Below are 18,957 nucleotides of genomic sequence, written 5' to 3' on the forward strand. Positions count from 1 at the left end.
TTTGTGGAACAGGCATCTTGCCTGTTCTAACAGCGATTTACAGATAATGGTACGGTGCGGCGTTTGACATTTGGATAGTTTGATATTTCTGAGATGTTGCGCCCTTTTTAATAAGGTTTTTCTGGGCGGGCAGGATGCCCACCCCACAAGAAATTCATTCTTTGTGGAACAGGCATCTTGCCTGTTCTAACAGCGATTTACAGATAATGGTACGGTGCGGCGTTTGACATTTGGATAACTTTGGCATAAAGCGGTTTATGCTATGGTGGGATTGATTCAGGGCGATCGCTCGATCTGGCAGAGTTTGAGATGGAAAGGGCGATCGTATCCCTCGATCGAACTCAGCCTGTGATATCATTTCCGTTTAATTCGGAATTGTATCTAATCAGATTCTGTAGGGGCGGGTTCGCCGAGATATTTGATAAATATTGACAAATTCTATAAACCCGCCCCGCCCATACACCCGACGATACAACCGGAAACGATATGATTCCATTGTGGCTAGATAAAATTTATTTCAAGAATAGCCAAGATATTAGCAGACTAGAGCAATCCCAAAAAACATCTAACAAATTTGGCAAAGGTGTGGGATAAATTGTAAAGTAAAGGTTTTGAGGGTAGAGGAAATCGTATGGCGAGGCAAAAAAAACCTGACCAAAGAGCGATCGGGCAATACAACCACGAAAACCAACAAAGGGTAAATAACCCACCCGTCGGACTGGTTACGCCAGACACCGATCCAGATGGGGATAGCAAACAATATGCCTACGATCCTCACCTTGACCCTCAGTTAGTTTGGGCTGGCAAAGCAGAACATACTAGCTTTGAAGTCCCTACAGTCTCGCTGCACGTTCACGAACGCATCGATCCGCGCAGCATCATTGAAGCAGTGCGGAAGCAAAATCAAAGTCAGGGTGTACAGTTATCTCTATTTGAAACACCAGAAGAAAATCCTCCGATTCGACAGGCGATCGAGTTTTACAAGCACAAGCATAATTGGAGTAACCGCTTAGTTGCGGGAGACTCGCTATTAGTGATGAATTCCCTATTAGAAAAAGAGGGAATGGCGGGACAAGTGCAGATGATTTATTTCGATCCGCCCTATGGGATTAAATATGGTTCTAATTTTCAGCCGTTTGTAAATAAGCGGGATGTGAAAGATGGGAAAGATGAGGATTTGACTCAAGAACCGGAAACTATTAAAGCGTTTCGGGATACTTGGGAATTGGGCATTCATTCTTATTTGAGTTATTTAAGAGATAGATTGTTGTTGGCGAGGGAGTTATTGTCGGAAAGTGGTAGTATTTTTGTCCAAATTTCCAGTGATAATCTGCATTTTGTTAGATGTTTGATGGATGAGGTTTTTGGCATAAACAACTTTATGAGTTTAATATCTTATACGACAACAGGAGGCTTTGAAACATCCTCTTTAAGTCGTGTAGGAGATTATATTATTTGGTACTCTAAAAGTAAAGAAATTAAGTATTATCAGTTATTTTTTGAAAAAACATCAACAACTTTAAAAGGTGGCGATTACCGATATTTAGAACTATTAGATGGCACTCGCCGCCTAATGACTCAAAAAGAGCGAGAGGGTATGGAATCTCTGCCCAAAGGTTCTAAAGTGTTCAGGCTAGATAATACTACCAGTCAAGGGTCGGCTTCAGATCCACAACCTTTTAACTTTGAAAATAAAACTTATCATCCCCGCGCCGGAAGTCATTGGAAAGCAAAATATCCTGATGGAATGGAACAATTAAAAATAGCAAAAAGATTATTTAGTCGTGAAGGTAGTTTAGCTTACATAAGATGTCTAGATGATTTCCCCGTCATCAGATTAACAAATATTTGGACAGATACTTCGGTAGCAGGTACACCCGAAGGAAAGTTATTTGTTGTTCAAACGAATCCAAAGGTTATTGAACGTTGCCTTTTAATGACCACCGATCCAGGTGACTTAGTTCTCGACATCACCTGTGGTTCCGGTACAACTGCCTATGTTGCGGAACAATGGGGGCGGAGATGGATTACCTGTGATACCTCGCGAGTAGCAATAACCCTAGCCAAACAACGGTTAATGACCGCCACCTTTGACTATTATCAACTAGCAAATTCCCTGGAAGGTGTAGGTAGTGGTTTTAAATACAAAACCGTCCCTCACATCACCCTCAAATCGATTGCCAATAACCCAGAAATTCGGGAAGGCATGAACCGCATAGAAATCGAACAAGCTATTAATAAATATGCCGACCAAGAAACCCTCTACGACCAACCCTTGATAGATAAATCCAGAGCCAGAGTTACTGGCCCATTTACAGTTGAAGCAGTCCCCGCCCCCATAGTCAAACCAATTGATGATGTTATCAATCCACCCGTTGCCGACCAATCGATTGCCCGTTCTGGCGAAACTCTGCGGCAATCAGAATGGCGTGATGAAATGCTAAAAACAGGAATTCGCGGTAAAAACGGGCAATACATCCTGTTTTCGCGAGTCGAAGCTTTACCCGGTACTCGCTGGCTTCATGCCGATGCCGAAACTAAACCTAACGATTTGGGAGCCAATACCGTCAAAGAATCTGGCGGCACTTATGATAAACCGATGCGAGTTGTGATTTCTTTCGGGCCAGAACACGCACCCCTAGAACAACGCCAAGTCACTCAAGCTATTGAAGAAGCACAAACTTTAGTACCAAAACCGAAGTTAATCATCTTTGCCGCCTTCCAATTTGACCCGGAAGCGGCCAAAGACATCGACGAAACCAACTGGCCTGGTGTCACGCTTCTGAAAGCACAAATGAACATGGATATGCAGACAGAAGACCTTAAGAAAAAACGCGCTAGTAACGATAGCTTCTGGCTGATGGGTCAACCAGATGTCGCCCTCCGCCGCATTGCTCAAGGCGAAAATAAAGATAAGTGGGAAGTAGAAGTTTTTGGCTTCGATTACTACAACACCAAGACTGGAAATATCGAGTCTGGCAGCGTTGAAAAAATTGCCGTATGGATGTTAGATACCGATTATGATGGCAGAAGCGTTTTCCCGCGTCAGGTTTTCTTCCCAATGGCAGGAGAAAAAGATGCTTGGTCACGCCTAGCCCGCAATCTGAAAGCCGAAATTGACGAGGATTTAATTGAGTCCTATCAAGGGACTGTTTCGTTACCTTTTGAAATCGGCGAGTATCAGCGCGTTGCTGTCAAGATTGTGGACGATAGGGGAATTGAAAGTTTGAAAATTATTCGATTAACGCCATGAATTCAAAGAAACCCGGTTTCTTAAAGAAACCGGGTTTCTAACGCCCACAGATTATTTTAACGTTAAAATGATATTAGACGATTGGAGGTTGTGCCATGCTTCAAGCTATATCCAAGATAATGACTTTTGATGAATTTCTGGAATCGAAACCAGAAAACGGACGCTACGAACTACATAACGGAGTTATTGTTGAAATGCAGACCACAGGAAAACATGAAGAGGTTGTTGAATTTTTGCAGACAGAGCTAACCTTAGAAACTCGCAGGTTGCAACTTCCTTATCGATTTCCCCGGAATGCCCTGGTTAAACCTCCGAGTCAAGAAACGGGTTATTTGCCTGATATTTTGGTAGTCAAACGTGATGCTTTAGTCTTAGAACCTTTGTGGGAAAAATCCTCAACAATTACTCAAGGCTCGTCCATTCCTCTAATCATTGAAGTTGTCAGCACAAATTGGCGCGATGATTATGCACACAAAATGATCGATTATGAAGCATTAGGCATTCCTGAATATTGGATTGTAGATTATTTGGGTTTAGGTGGTAGCCGTTATATTGGTTCTCCGAAACAGCCTACTTTATCGGTTTATCAGCTAGTAGATGGTGAGTATCAAATTAAGCTGTTTCGGGGAGATAAAAGAGTAGAATCAGCGGTGTTTTCAGAGTTAAAGTTGACGGCAAAGCAAATTTTCAATGGTGGATAAGTATTCAGGCGGTAAATCTTATTTAGGACTTGCACACGGGGTGTGAGAAACCGGGTTTCTTGTCAGGGTATGACGCTGAAAGCGTAGGTTTTCGTCCAATAAGGTTCAGTTAAAACTATTTATTCCTCGGAGATCCCCTAAATCCCCCTTAAGAAGGGGGACTTTGAATAAATTCTTGTCCCCCCCTTTTTAAGGGGGGCTAGGGGGGATCGAGCTTAACCCAAGCGTATTGGGTTTTCGTCAAGAAACCCGGTTTCTTTGATTTTTTACTATACCATCAACTCAAAGTGAATAAAAAAAATTAACCTAGCAAAACTTATGCCATCACAAACTACAATTAATCAACTAATTATCAATTCTCCCTACGAAGAACCGAAACAATATTGGCACTACGATCGCACTTCTCGCCTTTTCAACCTTGCAGAAGGAAGAAGACCCGCAGGCTATATCATTGCTTCGGAAAGCTCCAAAACCTTCGACGATCCAGGCAAATTTGTCGAAATTCCTCTAGTTAACCAAATCCGTCCCCGCGTCAAAGCTTGGGGCAATGAGGGACACCCCGGCGTTACAGGCGTTACCAAACGTCTGCTAGAACACTGGCACAACTCCGAAGAACGGGACTTTCCCTTCTTTTTCTGTCAGTTAGAAGCCATAGAAACCCTAATCTGGCTAACGGAATCCCCCCCGTCTGAAAAAGTTGGTATCGACATTCCTTCAGATGGGGGAAACTTCAAACGCCTGTGTTCCAAAATGGCAACAGGTTCCGGCAAAACAATCGTCATGGCAATGTTAATTGCATGGCAAATTCTGAATAAAGTTACCTATCCCCAAGACTCCCGCTTTTCCAAAGCTATTTTTGTAATTGCCCCCGGACTTACAGTTAAGAATCGCCTGCAAGTTCTGCTTCCCTCTGCTGAAAATAGCTACTACGAAATTTTCAATATTGTTCCTCTGGGCTTATTCGATCAACTTCGTCAAGGCAAAGTTTTAATCCGTAACTGGCACACCCTCAATTGGGAAACTGAGGAACAAATTAAAAAGAAAAAAGGAGTTGATAAACGTGGTGCAAAAAGTAATGAAGCCTACGCAAGGGAGGTTTTAGGTGAACTTGGCAACTCCAGCAATATAGTTGTGATCAACGACGAAGCACACCACGCATGGCGCATTCCTGCTGAATCCAAAGTTAAAGGTGTCAGCAAAGAAGACTTAGATGAGGCAACTAAGTGGGTTGGTGGGTGCGATCGTATCCACCAAGCTAGAAAAATCCTCACCTGCTTTGACTTCTCCGCCACACCCTTTGCCCCGTCTGGGAAAAAGAGTTCCGAAGAAGCTCTCTTTGGCTGGATTGTCAGTGATTTTGGCTTAAATGATGCGATCGAATCTGGCTTAGTCAAGACTCCCCGCGTTGTGATTCGCGACGATGCAAGACTCAACGTGCAAGATTTCAAATCCCGTCTTTACCATCTTTATCGAGATCCAGAAGTTTACGATGATGTAAATCGTAAAGCCAAGCCCAATGAATCGCTTCCTGATTTGCTCAACAACGGCTACCTCTTACTCGGAAAAGATTGGCTGGAAACTGCGAAAGCATGGAAAGAATCTGGGCATAAAGTTCCACCAGCAATGATTTCGATCGCCAACCGTACCGAAACTGCTGCCCGAATCAAATATGCCTTTGACCATAACAAAATTCAGGTCGAAGAACTTTGCATTCCAGAATACACCTTACACATAGATTCTAACGTTCTGAAAATGGCAGAATCCCAAGAGGAAAGCACTGAGATACAAGACACAAACCCAGAGACTGCCGAAGATGATAACTCTGATGATGAGCCTATTCGCAAACTTTCTAAGAAAGAACAGGCAGAACTTTTACGGCAAATGGTGGATACGGTTGGCCAAGTTGGGAAGCCTGGGGAACAGATTCAAAATGTCATCTCAGTTGGGATGCTGTCTGAAGGCTGGGACGCTAAAACTGTAACGCATATTATGGGGATTCGCGCATTCACCAGCCAACTTCTCTGCGAACAAGTCGTAGGTAGAGGTTTACGGAGAACTACTTACGACATCAACCGAGAAACAAACCTACTTGAAGCCGAATATGTTAATATTTTTGGTGTTCCTTTTACCTTTCTTCCCCACGAATCCGATGAAGGAACTCCGCCTCCGCCCCCTACTCCTAAAACTGAAATTAAACCCGATCCAGAAAAGCAGCAGTTTGAAATAAGCTTTCCCAATATCGTCCGCATTGATTACATTTATAAACCAGAACTCAAACTCGATTTGAGTCAGGTTAAACCTTTGAAGTTAAATGCCTCTGACAATATTACCCTAGCAGACCTCGCTCCCAGTGTCGATGGCAAACCCGATGTCACGAAAATAAAGGCGATCGATCTAGAAGATTTAGGTCGCAAATTTCGGATGCAAAAAATCACTTTTGAGGTTGCTAGAGATATTTTCGATCAGATGAAACCCGGCTGGAAAGGTAATCGAGAATACTTACTGGCAAAACTGATTCAATTAGTCGAACAATTCATCCACTCAGATTTTATCCAAATTACTCCGCCATTGTTCAATCGAGACGAAATCCGACGACGTATCCCGATCACTCTTAATCTGAGAAAAGTCGTTGAACACATCTGGAACGCTATTTATTTAGAAAATACAGAAAGAATTGAACCAGTTTTCGATCCAGTTCATCCAATCCGATCTACAGGTGATATGCGTTCCTGGTACACAGGTAAACCTTGTGAGTACACTCGTAAATCTCACATCAACTGCTGCGTCTTTGACAGTACATGGGAAGCCAGCGAAGCCTACGAACTCGATCGAGAAAGAAACGCTCATATTGTAGATGCTTGGGTGAAAAACGATCACCTTGGATTTGAGATTCTCTATATTTTTGGCGGAGTTGTTCGGAAATATCGCCCCGACTTTATAGTTCGTCTGAAAAATGGCAATTTTTTGATTCTAGAAACTAAAGGAAAACAAACTCGTCAAGATGAGGCTAAATGGGTATTTCTCGATCAGTGGATTAAAGCTGTTAACCAGCATGGTGGTTTTGGTCATTGGCAGTATGATGTATCCACAAATCCGGCTGATGTTCGATTAATCTTGGAAAAAGCTGCATTTCAGTTGAGATAAAGTTACTATAATATAGCGTCCGGGGATGAGTAGACCCGACACCTACCCACAAACTATGCAACCCATCCAAATTACCACATTCCAAGCTTTGTGGCGCAGCCTGGGCCTGATAATCAAAGCCGCACCAATAGAACTCCGCCATTTAATAATACTCAACATTATCAGCGGTGCGGCCCCATCTGCCGTGCTATTTTTAGATAAATTAATCATTGATGAAGTATCTCGGTTGCTGTCGCAAACCCAAACAGCACAGCCCTTTGCTTTGATGCTTTCCCGGCCAATATTGCTGTGGAGTATTGCCGGAGTCTTAAGTCTAAAGTTAATCGGCGACTCTCTCGAAACAATGAGTTCTTTTGCGGCAACATCCCTGCGCGATCGCGTTCAAGGCTTTGTCGAAGGAAAAGTCCTGGAAAAAGTCGCTAATTTCGACGATATTGCCCTGTTTGAAAACCCGGAACTATTAAATATAGTAGAACTCGCAAAAACCGGAGTATCCAAAATACAGCAACTAGCATTTACCCTCAGCGTGGCGATCACGGGAATTTTTATATTTATTCCCTCTATTAGCCTTGCTGCTACGATAGCTTGGTGGGTGCCAGTCCTGATGCTGATTTCATCATCTCCCTCAATTTACATCCAAAGAAAATATAGCAGAATTATCTGGAGAGTTCAAAGAAAGCAAGCTAAAATCAGCCGCGAGATGAACTTATCCGCTAGAGTATTGACCGGGGAAGAATACGCTAAAGAATTGCGTTTGTTTGGCTTGCAGGAACTTTGGCTCAAACGCTGGCAGGGCCAGTTTTTGCAGTTTTTTAGCGAGATGCAGCAAATCCGAAAAAAAGGAGCAATTGTTGTACTTTTTTGGTCAGTGTTTAGTAGAGTAGGAGTAGCTTTGCCATTTGTTTATGTGGTAATGGGAGCTTTGGGAGGGCGCTATACTTTGGGGGATGTGGCGCTTTATTCGGGTTTGATTGTCCAAGTGGAGCAAAGTTTGCAATTATTGATTGGCACTTCTACTAATTTGTACGATATCTCTCTCAGCGTTAGTCCGATTTTTCAACTGTTGGAACTCAAACCAGAGTTGCAGTCTCCGCTTGTGGATGTGGCATCTCGCCTGCCTAGTTTACCAGAAGACGGGCAAGATGCCCGTGCCACAAAAGATAAAATTGGCATCGAGATTAAGCATTTATCTTTTTGCTATCCCGGTAGCAATAAAAGCACGGTTGAAGATATCAACTTAACGATTAATCCGGGGGAAATGCTAGTGCTTGTTGGTGAAAATGGCGCGGGTAAAACAACTCTTGGCAAACTCCTCGGCCGCCTGTACGACCCGACAAGTGGTACGATCGACTGGAACGGCAAAGATTTGCGATCGTACCCTCTAGCATACGTGCGATCGCGCATCGCCGTCGTTATGCAAGATTACGCCCGTTTCCCCTCCACAGTCCGCGAAAACGTCGGTTTCGGCGACTTGCTTTCACTGTCAGATGACACCGCAATTAATGAAGCTATTTCCGAAGCAGGAATTAGCGCAAAAGTAAATAGTCTTGCCGCAGGTTTAGAGACTCCGTTGGGGAAACAATTAGAAGACGGCATAGACTTATCGGGGGGACAGTGGCAAAGAATTGCGATCGCCCGCGCCTTAATGCGGCTTTCTACAGCCGAAGTGCTAATTTTTGACGAACCAACCGCCGCCCTCGACCCCAAGACAGAACACGAAATTTACAGCATCTTCCGCCAAATAGCCGCCGGGAAAACAACAATAGTCATCAGTCACAGATTGGGATTAGCAAAAATTGCCGATCGTATCGCCGTCATGGAAAACGGTAAAATAGCAGAAATAGGAACTCACGACGAATTGATAGCATCAAACGGAATTTACTGCTCAATGTTCACCCGTCAAGCTAGCAGCTATATTTAGAGTTAAACAAACAGTCCGCCAGGGGTTAAAACCCCTGTCTCATAGCGAAAGTCGGTTTCAACTCACATCTTGCACCATTCTCGCTTAACAGGCTTTCCGGCCTGTTCCACAAAGAGTGAATTTTGTTGTGGAACAGGCCGAAAAGCCTGTTCATAAAAAGCTTATTGAGAATGGTGCAACATCTCAGTTTCAACCGACTGGGGAGATATTGCAATGCTTGTTCAAAAATGTGTCTTTCAGTCCTCTTTGAGAGGACTTTTGCTATGAGACGGGGGTTTTCAACCCCCGGCGGACTTGTGGGTTAGCGTGGGGAATTTGGCGCGGGTGATTGCGATCGATTATCGCGGATTTGCGCTCTAATTTCTCTCGTTAGGTGGCGAGAAACCGAGTTTCTGCGACAATTTTCAGTTGAGTACGAGAAATATCGGAAGAAACCCGGTTCCTGGGATTAGCTGCGTGGCGAGAAACCGGGTTTCTGCCACAATTTTCCGCCTCGCACGAGAAATATCGGAAGAAACCCGGTTTCTGAGCGTGCGATCTTTTTGAGAAAATTGTCAGAAAGTGCGAGCTATAATAAAACCAACCTAGTTGGCGATAATATCAACGATGGAAACTATAACTCTCAACCTACCTGCAGCCGTCGCTTTAACCGACGAACAATTTTATCAATTGTCCATCGCTAATGAAGAGTGGCGATTAGAACAAACCCCCGAAGGAGAACTAATTATTATGCCTCCAACAGGCGGCGAAAGCGGCATCAGAAATTCCGATCTCAACCTACGAGTCGGCTTGTGGAATGAACGGACTCAATTAGGAAAAGTCTTTGACTCTTCCACCGTCTTTCAATTACCTAACGGTGCGAAGCGTTCTCCCGATGTTTCTTGGGTACTCCGAGAACGTTGGGAAGCATTATCCGCAGAAGATAAGCGCAAATTTCCTCCCCTGTGCCCGGACTTTGTAATAGAATTGCGTTCCCAAACTGATTCCCTAGAAACATTGCGGGCTAAAATGCGGTATTATCAAACTAACGGCTGTCGCTTAGGTTGGCTAATTGACCCCCAAACGCCTTTAGTAGAAATCTATCGCTTGTCTGAAGAGGTAGCAGAAGTTATTAATTTCTCTTTTGACCAACCGCCTACACTTTCGGGTGAAGATGTACTTCCCGGATTTCTTCTAGATATTACACCTATTCTCAATCCTTGACTCTCTATCCATTTTCTTTAGTTGGCTGGCGAGAAACCGGGTTTCTGCGACAATTTTTGGTTGAGTACGAGAGATATAGGAAGAAACCCGGTTTTTGGGATTCACTGCGTGGCGAGAAACCGGATTTCTGCGACAATTTTTGGTTGAGTACGAGAGATATAGGAAGAAACCCGGTTTCTGAGATTCTTGTGCCTCCAAAAAGTCGATCGCAAATTATCTCCCCGTCAGCGTATCCGCATGAGGATCTGGCAAAGCTTGCTGCACCTCCAAAAGCGACAAAGCCTCTCCAGTCAACGGTTGGCTAATCAAATTTTTTTTTACCCCATCCCCCCGGCGATCGCGCTCTTGCAGCTTCAGCAATTCCTCTTGATAAACAGCAACAATTCGCCCTAAACTCAGCACCAAATCATCCCAATTATCATCTCCCACCAACTTCTCAGAAATTCCCTCAAATAACTCTCCCGCTTGCCTTTTTTGGACATAAGCTTTCAAAAGCTTTCCCGACTTTTGCAAAACGGCCTGATAAATATCCCCATCAGACCACCACAGCCCCTGTTGACTCAGTAGCCAAGTCAAAATATACTCGCGAGCGTGTTGCTCCTTCACCCAGGCCGCGAGATACTGCAAATCTTCCATAGTTACAACAGTCTCCTAAATTTTCCTCAAAATGTCCGCTTGTTTGTATCTACCGTTACCGCGATCGACATAATACCTGCCTTATCATCACCTGTCCGCGTCATTAATATCCCTTAAATCTTAAAAAAACCCTACTGATTTACCAAACAGCAATTCTGAGAATATAAAAATAAACCTAAACCTCCTAGGTCTATTGTCCAATACTTTTAGTCCACCGGAAAGCGGTACACCCCGCCTCGCTTTCCTCTCTCGCAAATCAATCCTCAAGCGGGAACAACCAGCGGGTTATTAGCATGACAAAGCAAAATTTTGGTTTAATCGGTCTAGCAGTGATGGGCGAAAACCTAGCGCTCAACGTCGAAAGCAGAGGCTTCTCCGTGGCTGTGTACAACCGCACAGCAGCCAAAACCGACGACTTCATGGCCCTACGCGCCCCCGGCAAGAACATTGTAGCCGCCAAGACTCTGACAGAATTCGTCGATGCCCTAGAAACCCCGCGCCGAATCTTAGTCATGGTGCAAGCTGGGAAACCCGTAGATGCGGTCATCGACCAGCTCAAACCCATGCTGTCACCGGGCGACATGATTATTGACGGCGGCAACTCGCTCTACGACGACACCGAACGCCGCACCAAAGATTTAGAATCGATGGGACTGGGATTTGTCGGCATGGGCATCAGCGGCGGCGAAGAAGGCGCGCTGAATGGTGCTAGCTTGATGCCCGGTGGCACCCGCACTGCTTACGGCCTACTAGAGCCAATTCTGGTCAAAATTGCGGCTCAAGTAGATGACGGCCCCTGCGTCACATTCATCGGCCCCGGTGGCGCTGGCCACTACGTGAAGATGGTTCACAACGGCATTGAGTACGGGGATATGCAGCTCATTGCTGAAGCCTACGATTTGCTCAAAAACGTTGGTGGATTGGACGGCCAGCAGTTGCAGGAAGTTTTTGCCGAATGGAATACCACAGACGAACTCAACTCGTTTTTGATTGAAATTACGGCTAACATTTTCAAGTACAACGACCCGGAAACTAAGCAACCCTTAGTTGAGGTAATTATGGACGCAGCCGGTCAAAAAGGTACCGGCCGCTGGACGGTAATGAGTGCTTTGGAATTGGGCGTGAGCATTCCCACAATTATCGCTGCGGTGAATGCGAGAATCATGTCTTCTTACAAAGACGAGCGCATCAAAGCTTCCCAAGAACTAACCGGGCCTAGCGGCAAGTACGAAGGCGATACTAAAGAGTTTGTGAACAAAGTCCGGGATGCGCTTTACTGCTCGAAGATTTGCTCCTACGCGCAAGGCATGGCACTTTTGAGCGCCGCCTCGAAGTCGTACAAATATGACTTGAGTTTGAGCGAAATTTCCCGAATTTGGAAGGGTGGCTGTATTATTCGGGCTGGATTTTTGGACAAGATTAAAACAGCTTTCAAGGACGATCCTACGTTGCCGAATTTGCTGTTAGCGCCGGAGTTCAAACAGAGCATTCTCGATCGCCAATCAGCTTGGCGAGACGTGTTAGCTACTGCTTGCCAACTGGGGATTGCAGTACCGGCATTTAGCGCCTCGCTGGACTATTTCGACAGCTACCGGCGCGAAAGATTGCCGCAAAACCTCACGCAAGCTCAGCGTGATTATTTCGGGGCTCACACCTACGAGCGCACCGACAAACCGCGCGGTGAATTCTTCCACTCCGAGTGGACGCAGACTGCTAAAGAGTCGCTGCAAACCGGTACTACGGACTAATTAATTTTTGTAGGGTGCGTTTCGGCGCACCTTACTAATTATTCTGGGGTTGCAAATTGTTTTGACGTTTTTTTTCGAGATAGCTTTTAATATATTCGTCGTTAAAGAGCGATCGGGCGATCGTCAGTGCTTCTTGTCTTTCTGCGTCTGTCATGTAATCATCGCCTTTTATACCTGATGGCGGGTGTCGAGGATCGCCGCCTGCATCGAGGAATCGCTGACGTGCGATCGCCATTAATTCTCCTAATCTGCGGTCTTGCTCTCTTCTAATATCATGCGGTTTCGTCATAGTCTTCAAGCTCGTCTATACGAACAATCTCGCCACTTTGTAGTATAGCAGCCCTTGGTAACGCTCGACTAGGGGTTTCGATGTACCAAAAGCCTTTTTCTTCATCATATATTCTCCAGATCAGCAAGTCGAGAGTTTCCAGGGCATTGATAATTAAGTATTGGACTCCTGATGATGGCATAGGTCGATGTGTAGTTGAGCCAATTGGCTATTGTATCACCCATTGATGACAAAAATTTCAGTTATCATTGATTGTATCCCTGCACCTATTATCAATTCTCATAAATTCAGAGTTTCCCTAGATAATCAGTAATTAAGATCACAATGTGCTTGTGATATGGGTAGATAACTATACTGAGTAAATCGGGTACGCTCGTAAATACTTCTTTAAACTAAATATAATCTTATGTTAGATTTTATATTAGTAGCCGCTATCGTTTTCGCTGCGGTAAATATGATTTGGGAATGGGTAGATACCTGGAAAGAAGAAGAGCCAAGAAAATGTTTATCAGACAGTGGTATTCTGGAAGTAGATGAAATGACTGGCAAAGAGTTTGAAAAATTTCTAGCTTTCCATTTTATTAACTGTGGTTATATTGTTAATTTAACTAAACATAGTCAAGATTATGGAGCCGATCTAATTTTGTACAAAGATGGCTCAAGAACGGTGGTTCAAGCAAAAAGAACCAAAAGACCAGTTGGTATTAAAGCAGTTCAAGAAGTAGCAGGAGCGGTTAGATATTACAAAGGAAATAAAGCCATAGTAATCACCAACAACAGATTTACAAAAAATGCTTACAACCTTGCTGAATCTAACGACATAGAATTATGGGATAGAAAAATACTCATGGAATTCATCCTGACAGCTAAGAATTGTAAATAACTTATCTACCAAAGTAAGTTATATATAAAAGATGCACTGCTTTCTCACTATCTTTAATTTCAATTATTCATCATGTTACAAATTTCTAATACTGTGTTCATTCCAGATGGCGAAATCGAGATTAGTGCGATTCGCTCTCAAGGCGCGGGGGGACAAAATGTAAATAAGGTGGCGAGTGCGATTCACTTGCGCTTTGATATCCCAGCTTCCTCATTGCCCGATCGCTACAAGCAGCGTTTGTTGCAAATCAACGACCAGCGCATCACCTCCGAAGGCGTGATTGTCATCAAAGCCCAGGAACACCGCAGCCAGGAACAAAACCGGGAAGAGGCTTTGAGACGGCTGCAAGAACTGATTAAAAGTGCGATCGTCATACCGAAAAGGCGCAAACCCAGCAAAGCAACTCGTAGTTCCCAGCGCAAGCGTCTCGACAGCAAAACCAAGCGAGGGCATATTAAAGCTCTGAGAGGGAAAGTCACGGAGTGATTGATAATCTCAATTCCTATTAAAATTAGGATATAATTGTAGGTGATGATTGTTAATTTTAGGAAACAACCATGACAACTACTACAAGTAACGAGCCGACGCTAGCCGATGTTATTGAAAAGCTTGACAAGCTATCGGCAGAAGTTGAGAAATTATCAACTGATGTTGAGAAAACTAATGACAAAACCGACAGATTCAATGACAAATTTGATAACTACCAGAAAGCTACCCAATGGGTTGTGCAACTTGCTTTCACTTTGATTGCAAGCGCCACTATCACGGTGATTATCACTTCTGTTCTCCGTAAGTAATACCAAATCCTACTTTAATATCCTTTTTATAACTTGCTTGTTAGATGCCCGACTTCTTCAAGAAGTCGGGCATCTAATCTGCTTTTTTAGGTTGGTCTAATTAGAACTAAGCAACAAAAGTTGTCAGTCGGGATTTGGTGGGCCTAAGTCATTCGGTAAATCGTTAAGCGTTTTTCCCAAAGCTTTGCAAAGAGCTTTCATTTGAGCAATGGTCAGTTCTGGTTGGTCTAGTCCTCGTTCCCAGTTACTGATTGCTTGTTGGCTTAGGGTTTTTGCGCCCGTTTTGTCGGGAATTTGCTTTGCTAAAGCTGCTTGCGATAAACCCACAGCCTCCCGCAAGATTTGCAGTGCTGGTATATCTTTGGACTCTTGAGTTTGTTTCTTTCGGGGCATATCATAGGAAATTTACAAGCAGACTTGTTGACAACCGAGTTGTTTACAAGTATCCTTGTTAAAGATAGAGACAACACAAAGGCGGCTCCTTTAGCCGGACGGTGGAAACGCTTTGGTTTAGCGAGCTGCCTTATTTGTAGTTTCTACCCATTATGCCTGCATACCCTTAGTATTTTCCGGGCTTGGGTGCATGACTCAAGCCCCTTTCCCTAGACTTTTCCGAACCCCTGCGGGTTAGTTGTCGTTCGATGAGGGCGATCTTATCAAAGGGATATCGTCAGGGATGTTGGAGATATCGATGCCTAGCAATCTAGCCACGGTTTTGGGCGAAAGCTTTAACTCCCGGCATAGGGCGAAGAAATTATCCGCCCGTGGCATTTTCCGACAATTAACCCAGGAGTTCACTGTATTTAGAGAAACTCCTAGGTTTCGGGCTAGTTGTTCCTGAGTAGCTTCAGCCAATTGGATAGCTTCTTGAATAGTTTCTGGTTTGAGATAGTCTATATCTTGATTCATTTAAACTAAAGTTGTACAACTTTAGTTGACATAAATGAATTATCCAACTAAAGTTGTAAGTGACGGACATGACAGAAGGCGGCCGAGCGAGCCGAACATTCAAAACGTGCAGGTTTGAATAACCGCCTTATTTTTCGTGTCTATCAATTGTGCTTGCATACCCAAGCGTATTTTCGGGGGTTGGGCGCATACCTCAAGCCCCTTTTTTCTCAACGCCGAGGAGGTGGTGCCATGTAAAAGGTCGATCAACCTCACAAGAGTGCCCAACTCAAAATTGTATCAAAGATTTAGACCAAAACTTCAACTTTGCGATCGCACAACTTCCGTGCTATCGTGCCATTTCTCGAACCATTCCCGATCATGCCCACATCCATTGACAACTTCTACCTAGGCGATGTCGCCTCCAACTTTCACTTTGCAGGCCCGCTGCTAGACTTTGAAGAAGAAATCCAGAATCAATCTCCCTTTCACGATTTAGACTATCTCACAGGCGAAATTAAAAGGGGATTCCTAGACTACGTGCGTCAAGGAATCATGCTGGACGCCATCCGAAAGCTGCGATTGTACAAAGACAAGTTCAAAACTTTTAAAAGTTACTGCGAACAAGCATTAGGCAGGCAGTATTTTTACTGCACACAAATTATCAAATCGGCGAGCATTTGCCTGCGCTTAATTAAAGCCGGATTTGAGATTTTGCCTAGCTGCGTTGCTCAAGTTGTCCCTTTGTTCAAACACGCAATTACCGACCAATACGGCGACTGTCGTTTACAGGAAAAGTGGCAAGAAGTTGTCGATGTCATACCAAAAGAAAGGATTACCGCAGTAACTATTGCTGAAACCGTTGACAACAATCCCAACCTCCGGCTCAAACAAATTCGGATTAAAACCGACACCTACGCCCTTTTAACGAAAAAAGCAGCCGCAGCCGGACTGTCAATTTCGGAATTTTTGGCCAGGTTGGTTGACGAATACAATCCCAGAAATTCAGACCAGCCAGCGGAACATACTCCCGAACAAGAGGAGATTTTAGACCAATTAGACGCGGAGTTTAAGAAGCCGACCACGGAACCGACTTCAACTTCTGCCCCAAGAAAAGTTAAGTCTAAAGGTTTTGGAGTCAAAGTTGAGCCTAAAGGTGGTAAAACGGAAGTGAAGGCGAAAACTTCGGAAAGGGAAGTTAAGGCGAAAACTTCGGAAGGTGAAGTTAAGTTCAAAAATCGGCAAAGTGAAATCCAAGCCGAGAAACAGTCGAATTCATTTAATGAGAAAAATCATGAAGTCATCTGCCCAAAATCCTATCATGCGTCAACTGAAATTAATGGAGGCTCAACTGAACGAAATTCAGTGCCACCTTATTAAAGCCAGTGTGTTGAATTGGTGGCAAATAGTTTTGCCTGACGGTCAGAAAATTGCGATCGAGCACGCGGGCGGCGGACACTGGATTTTTCGGGCTAACGGGCTTGAGAAATTTCATCCAGAAGTGCGGCTAGCGGTGTTAAGGGCGATCGCCGAAGGCTGTCGCCGATAAGTTACGGGTAAGGACACGGCGCGGTGCCGTGTCCTGAAATGGACTGGCGGACTGGTGGGCTGGGGGCGATCGGATTTGATATCATTTCATTTGTCAAAAATGCTTTACAATGTTTTCAGGAACAAACTAGCAAAAGCAGGTGCAGCATTATCAATGATTTAAAGATTTTTATGAGGAAGATATAAAATACACTTATGAAGTAACCACGTCCTAAAATGAAACTACCTGATTACCAACGAGTCATTTATCAGCAAACTCCTTTAATAGAGGTGGTGGGGCAATTACGTTTTCCTACAGTCCTCAAAATTAATAATCAAGAGCCTTTTAAAATTAGGGAGATAATTCGTTATTACTGCTTATAAATACCCCATTAAAAGTAAGGTAGAAGTGGAAGCCGAGTTTAATAGCCTCGCAGAAGAATGGCGTGCAGAAACGAGGATGCTGTCATTCGTTACACAGAAGTCAATTCACCAGGCTTATCAGAGAATTATTGGTATGGGGCCCCCTGTTGTCCCGTTAATTTTGCGCGATCTCGAACAAAAACCTGACCATTGGTTTTGGGCGTTGAGGGCAATTACTGGTGATAATCCCGTAAAACCTGAACAGCGTGGTCGAATGAAGCAAATGGCTCAAGCGTGGATACAATGGGGAAAAGAACACGGTTATGAGTGGTAGGTTGGATTACCGTAAAATCTTGAGATTTCCTAATTTAGATCGTACTAAATATGAAGTAACAAGTGAAGAAACTGTAGATTACAATTGCTTTGCTTTCGCGGCTGGCGAAGAAGACTGTAGATGGGACCCGGTAGATCCTGATGGATACTGGCCCGAGGGTGTGCCAAGAGAGTTAACACTGGACGCTTTTATCAAGGCTTATCAAACTATTGGATATGACTGTTGCGAGAATCGTGACTTTGAACCGGGGTTTGAAAAGATAGCAATATACACCTATGACGGTGAACCCCAGCACGTTGCGAGACAAGAAGAGGATGGTATGTGGAAAAGTAAATTAGGGGATTGGGAAGATATCAAACATGAATTAGAAGGGTTAGAAAATCCTAATTATTATGGGGTTGTTCAACAAATTTTAAAACGACCTATAACTCCACTACATCGGTAGCTACCCTGTGTTGTCGGTAACTGATAACTGCTATATTGAGTGGCGGTTTAAGACGACAACGGGGTGGGATCAGTATCAGTTGCGATTGCTGTCGGAGTGTCCGAACTGTGGGGCAAGGTTTAAGGTTCCAGCCATCTGGGTGGATGGATTATGTTATCGATGTTATATCGAGTTTCGAGAGATGGCACTATACCAAAAACTTGTCTGAGGTTAGTGAGCAGACAAATTAAAATTCGAGGAAAGAGCTGAGGGAAAAATAAACTTATATCTATTAAGTAATCTGGTTTATGTCACCCAATGAATATCAATGGTCAGTCGTTCGGCTGCGGTAGCTATCATGTCTCGGTACGACTGATCGACAAAACGACTTGTTGTATGTTCAATGATAAACACTGTATTTCGATTGAGGTTTTTTAGTTCGTAACCTCGCTCAAAAGCGCTTAGCAGAGCAGTCTTCCACTCCTTAGCTACTGTTAGCGTGTAGAGATCGGTGCCATTGCAAAGCAACCCTTGGGGTTTGATAAATTTTTGGGTAACATATTCGCATGGCAGTGACATAGAGGCTATCAACGTGCGAATATCAAGACGTTGGGTGCGAGAATAAGACTTCATAACTGTATCTTTCAGGTACACCCTGACTCGTTCTAGTTCCATAATTTGGGACAAGCGCCCCCCTATTTCAGGATTAGATGTCCAGTTTTTGTAGTATAATGTACGCTGATTAATTGTGAGATGCCGCCAATCCGCCTCATCGGCAATTTTGTGTACGCGCCGCATTACGTCTTTCTTAATTTCTGCAATTTCAGATTCGGTCACTTGTAACTC

19 protein-coding genes are annotated in these 18,957 nt (G+C 44.0%); 13 read left to right on the plus strand and 6 right to left on the minus strand.

Annotated elements, in window-relative coordinates:
* Positions 1 to 154 precede the first annotated feature (154 nt).
* Positions 155 to 358, minus strand: a complete 204-nt coding sequence (locus QT992_RS00500; RefSeq protein ID WP_333315070.1) for a hypothetical protein — start codon at positions 356 to 358, stop codon at positions 155 to 157.
* A gap of 273 nt (positions 359 to 631) precedes the next feature.
* Here QT992_RS00500 and QT992_RS00505 point away from each other — a divergent pair, with 273 nt between their 5' ends.
* From QT992_RS00505 to QT992_RS00525, 5 genes are all read left to right on the plus strand, one after another.
* Positions 632 to 3,253: a site-specific DNA-methyltransferase gene (locus QT992_RS00505; protein WP_333340382.1), complete on the plus strand. Its 2,622-nt coding sequence runs from the start codon at positions 632 to 634 to the stop codon at positions 3,251 to 3,253.
* Positions 3,254 to 3,348: 95 nt separating this feature from the next.
* A complete protein-coding gene (locus tag QT992_RS00510; RefSeq protein ID WP_333340380.1) occupies positions 3,349 to 3,954 on the plus strand; it encodes a Uma2 family endonuclease in 606 nt (201 codons plus the stop codon).
* 318 nt (positions 3,955 to 4,272) lie between these two features.
* Complete coding sequence (locus QT992_RS00515) at positions 4,273 to 7,098, plus strand: BPTD_3080 family restriction endonuclease (protein WP_333340378.1); 2,826 nt, start codon at positions 4,273 to 4,275, stop codon at positions 7,096 to 7,098.
* A 55-nt stretch (positions 7,099 to 7,153) separates the two neighbouring features.
* Positions 7,154 to 9,019: an ABC transporter ATP-binding protein gene (locus tag QT992_RS00520; RefSeq protein WP_333340376.1), complete on the plus strand. Its 1,866-nt coding sequence runs from the start codon at positions 7,154 to 7,156 to the stop codon at positions 9,017 to 9,019.
* A gap of 606 nt (positions 9,020 to 9,625) precedes the next feature.
* The gene (locus QT992_RS00525) at positions 9,626 to 10,222 is read left to right on the plus strand and encodes a Uma2 family endonuclease (RefSeq protein WP_333340373.1); all 597 of its coding nucleotides are present in this window, start codon (positions 9,626 to 9,628) and stop codon (positions 10,220 to 10,222) included.
* Positions 10,223 to 10,435: 213 nt separating this feature from the next.
* Here the strand turns inward: QT992_RS00525 and QT992_RS00530 are convergent, their stop codons facing one another.
* Entirely contained in the window at positions 10,436 to 10,858 is a 423-nt protein-coding gene (locus QT992_RS00530; RefSeq protein ID WP_333376304.1) for a hypothetical protein, read from the minus strand.
* A 293-nt stretch (positions 10,859 to 11,151) separates the two neighbouring features.
* Here QT992_RS00530 and gnd point away from each other — a divergent pair, with 293 nt between their 5' ends.
* Positions 11,152 to 12,606: a decarboxylating NADP(+)-dependent phosphogluconate dehydrogenase gene (gnd, locus tag QT992_RS00535; RefSeq protein WP_333376306.1), complete on the plus strand. Its 1,455-nt coding sequence runs from the start codon at positions 11,152 to 11,154 to the stop codon at positions 12,604 to 12,606.
* Between the two features lie 34 nt (positions 12,607 to 12,640).
* On the opposite strand, the gene QT992_RS00540 is transcribed toward gnd, so the two are convergent.
* Positions 12,641 to 12,895 (minus strand): hypothetical protein, encoded by a 255-nt coding sequence (locus tag QT992_RS00540; RefSeq protein ID WP_333315058.1) that lies wholly within the window; start codon positions 12,893 to 12,895, stop codon positions 12,641 to 12,643.
* Positions 12,896 to 13,301: 406 nt separating this feature from the next.
* Here QT992_RS00540 and QT992_RS00545 point away from each other — a divergent pair, with 406 nt between their 5' ends.
* The 3 genes from QT992_RS00545 to QT992_RS00555 all read left to right on the plus strand — a co-directional run bounded on the left by QT992_RS00545 (position 13,302) and on the right by QT992_RS00555 (position 14,575).
* On the plus strand, positions 13,302 to 13,778 hold the full coding sequence (locus tag QT992_RS00545) for a restriction endonuclease (RefSeq protein ID WP_333315057.1): 477 nt from the start codon (positions 13,302 to 13,304) through the stop codon (positions 13,776 to 13,778).
* A gap of 72 nt (positions 13,779 to 13,850) precedes the next feature.
* Entirely contained in the window at positions 13,851 to 14,264 is a 414-nt protein-coding gene (arfB, locus tag QT992_RS00550) for an alternative ribosome rescue aminoacyl-tRNA hydrolase ArfB (RefSeq protein WP_333315056.1), read from the plus strand.
* Between the two features lie 71 nt (positions 14,265 to 14,335).
* A complete protein-coding gene (locus tag QT992_RS00555) occupies positions 14,336 to 14,575 on the plus strand; it encodes a hypothetical protein (RefSeq protein ID WP_333201435.1) in 240 nt (79 codons plus the stop codon).
* Between the two features lie 123 nt (positions 14,576 to 14,698).
* Here QT992_RS00555 and QT992_RS00560 read toward each other — a convergent pair whose 3' ends face one another.
* Entirely contained in the window at positions 14,699 to 14,968 is a 270-nt protein-coding gene (locus QT992_RS00560) for a helix-turn-helix transcriptional regulator (protein ID WP_015176288.1), read from the minus strand.
* Positions 14,969 to 15,202: 234 nt separating this feature from the next.
* Positions 15,203 to 15,484 carry a helix-turn-helix transcriptional regulator gene (locus tag QT992_RS00565; RefSeq protein ID WP_333245535.1) on the minus strand — a complete coding sequence of 94 codons (282 nt, stop codon included), beginning with the start codon at positions 15,482 to 15,484 and terminating at the stop codon, positions 15,203 to 15,205.
* Between the two features lie 360 nt (positions 15,485 to 15,844).
* Between QT992_RS00565 and QT992_RS00570 the strand changes: the two genes are divergently transcribed.
* From QT992_RS00570 to QT992_RS00585, 4 genes are all read left to right on the plus strand, one after another.
* Complete coding sequence (locus tag QT992_RS00570; RefSeq protein WP_333376309.1) at positions 15,845 to 16,843, plus strand: hypothetical protein; 999 nt, start codon at positions 15,845 to 15,847, stop codon at positions 16,841 to 16,843.
* A gap of 7 nt (positions 16,844 to 16,850) precedes the next feature.
* Positions 16,851 to 17,012 (plus strand): hypothetical protein, encoded by a 162-nt coding sequence (locus tag QT992_RS00575; protein WP_333055576.1) that lies wholly within the window; start codon positions 16,851 to 16,853, stop codon positions 17,010 to 17,012.
* Positions 17,013 to 17,450: 438 nt separating this feature from the next.
* A complete protein-coding gene (locus tag QT992_RS00580) occupies positions 17,451 to 17,687 on the plus strand; it encodes a hypothetical protein (protein WP_333376311.1) in 237 nt (78 codons plus the stop codon).
* The gene (locus QT992_RS00585) at positions 17,677 to 18,132 is read left to right on the plus strand and encodes a DUF7689 domain-containing protein (protein WP_190732398.1); all 456 of its coding nucleotides are present in this window, start codon (positions 17,677 to 17,679) and stop codon (positions 18,130 to 18,132) included. The genes QT992_RS00580 and QT992_RS00585 overlap by 11 nt, the downstream gene beginning before the upstream one ends.
* A gap of 285 nt (positions 18,133 to 18,417) precedes the next feature.
* Here the strand turns inward: QT992_RS00585 and QT992_RS00590 are convergent, their stop codons facing one another.
* Positions 18,418 to 18,948, minus strand: coding sequence for a hypothetical protein (locus QT992_RS00590; RefSeq protein WP_333376315.1), 531 nt, complete (start codon positions 18,946 to 18,948; stop codon positions 18,418 to 18,420).
* Positions 18,949 to 18,957: the final 9 nt, after the last annotated feature.

This window comes from Microcoleus sp. T3_D1, assembly GCF_036700405.1.
GTDB lineage: Bacteria > Cyanobacteriota > Cyanobacteriia > Cyanobacteriales > Microcoleaceae > Microcoleus.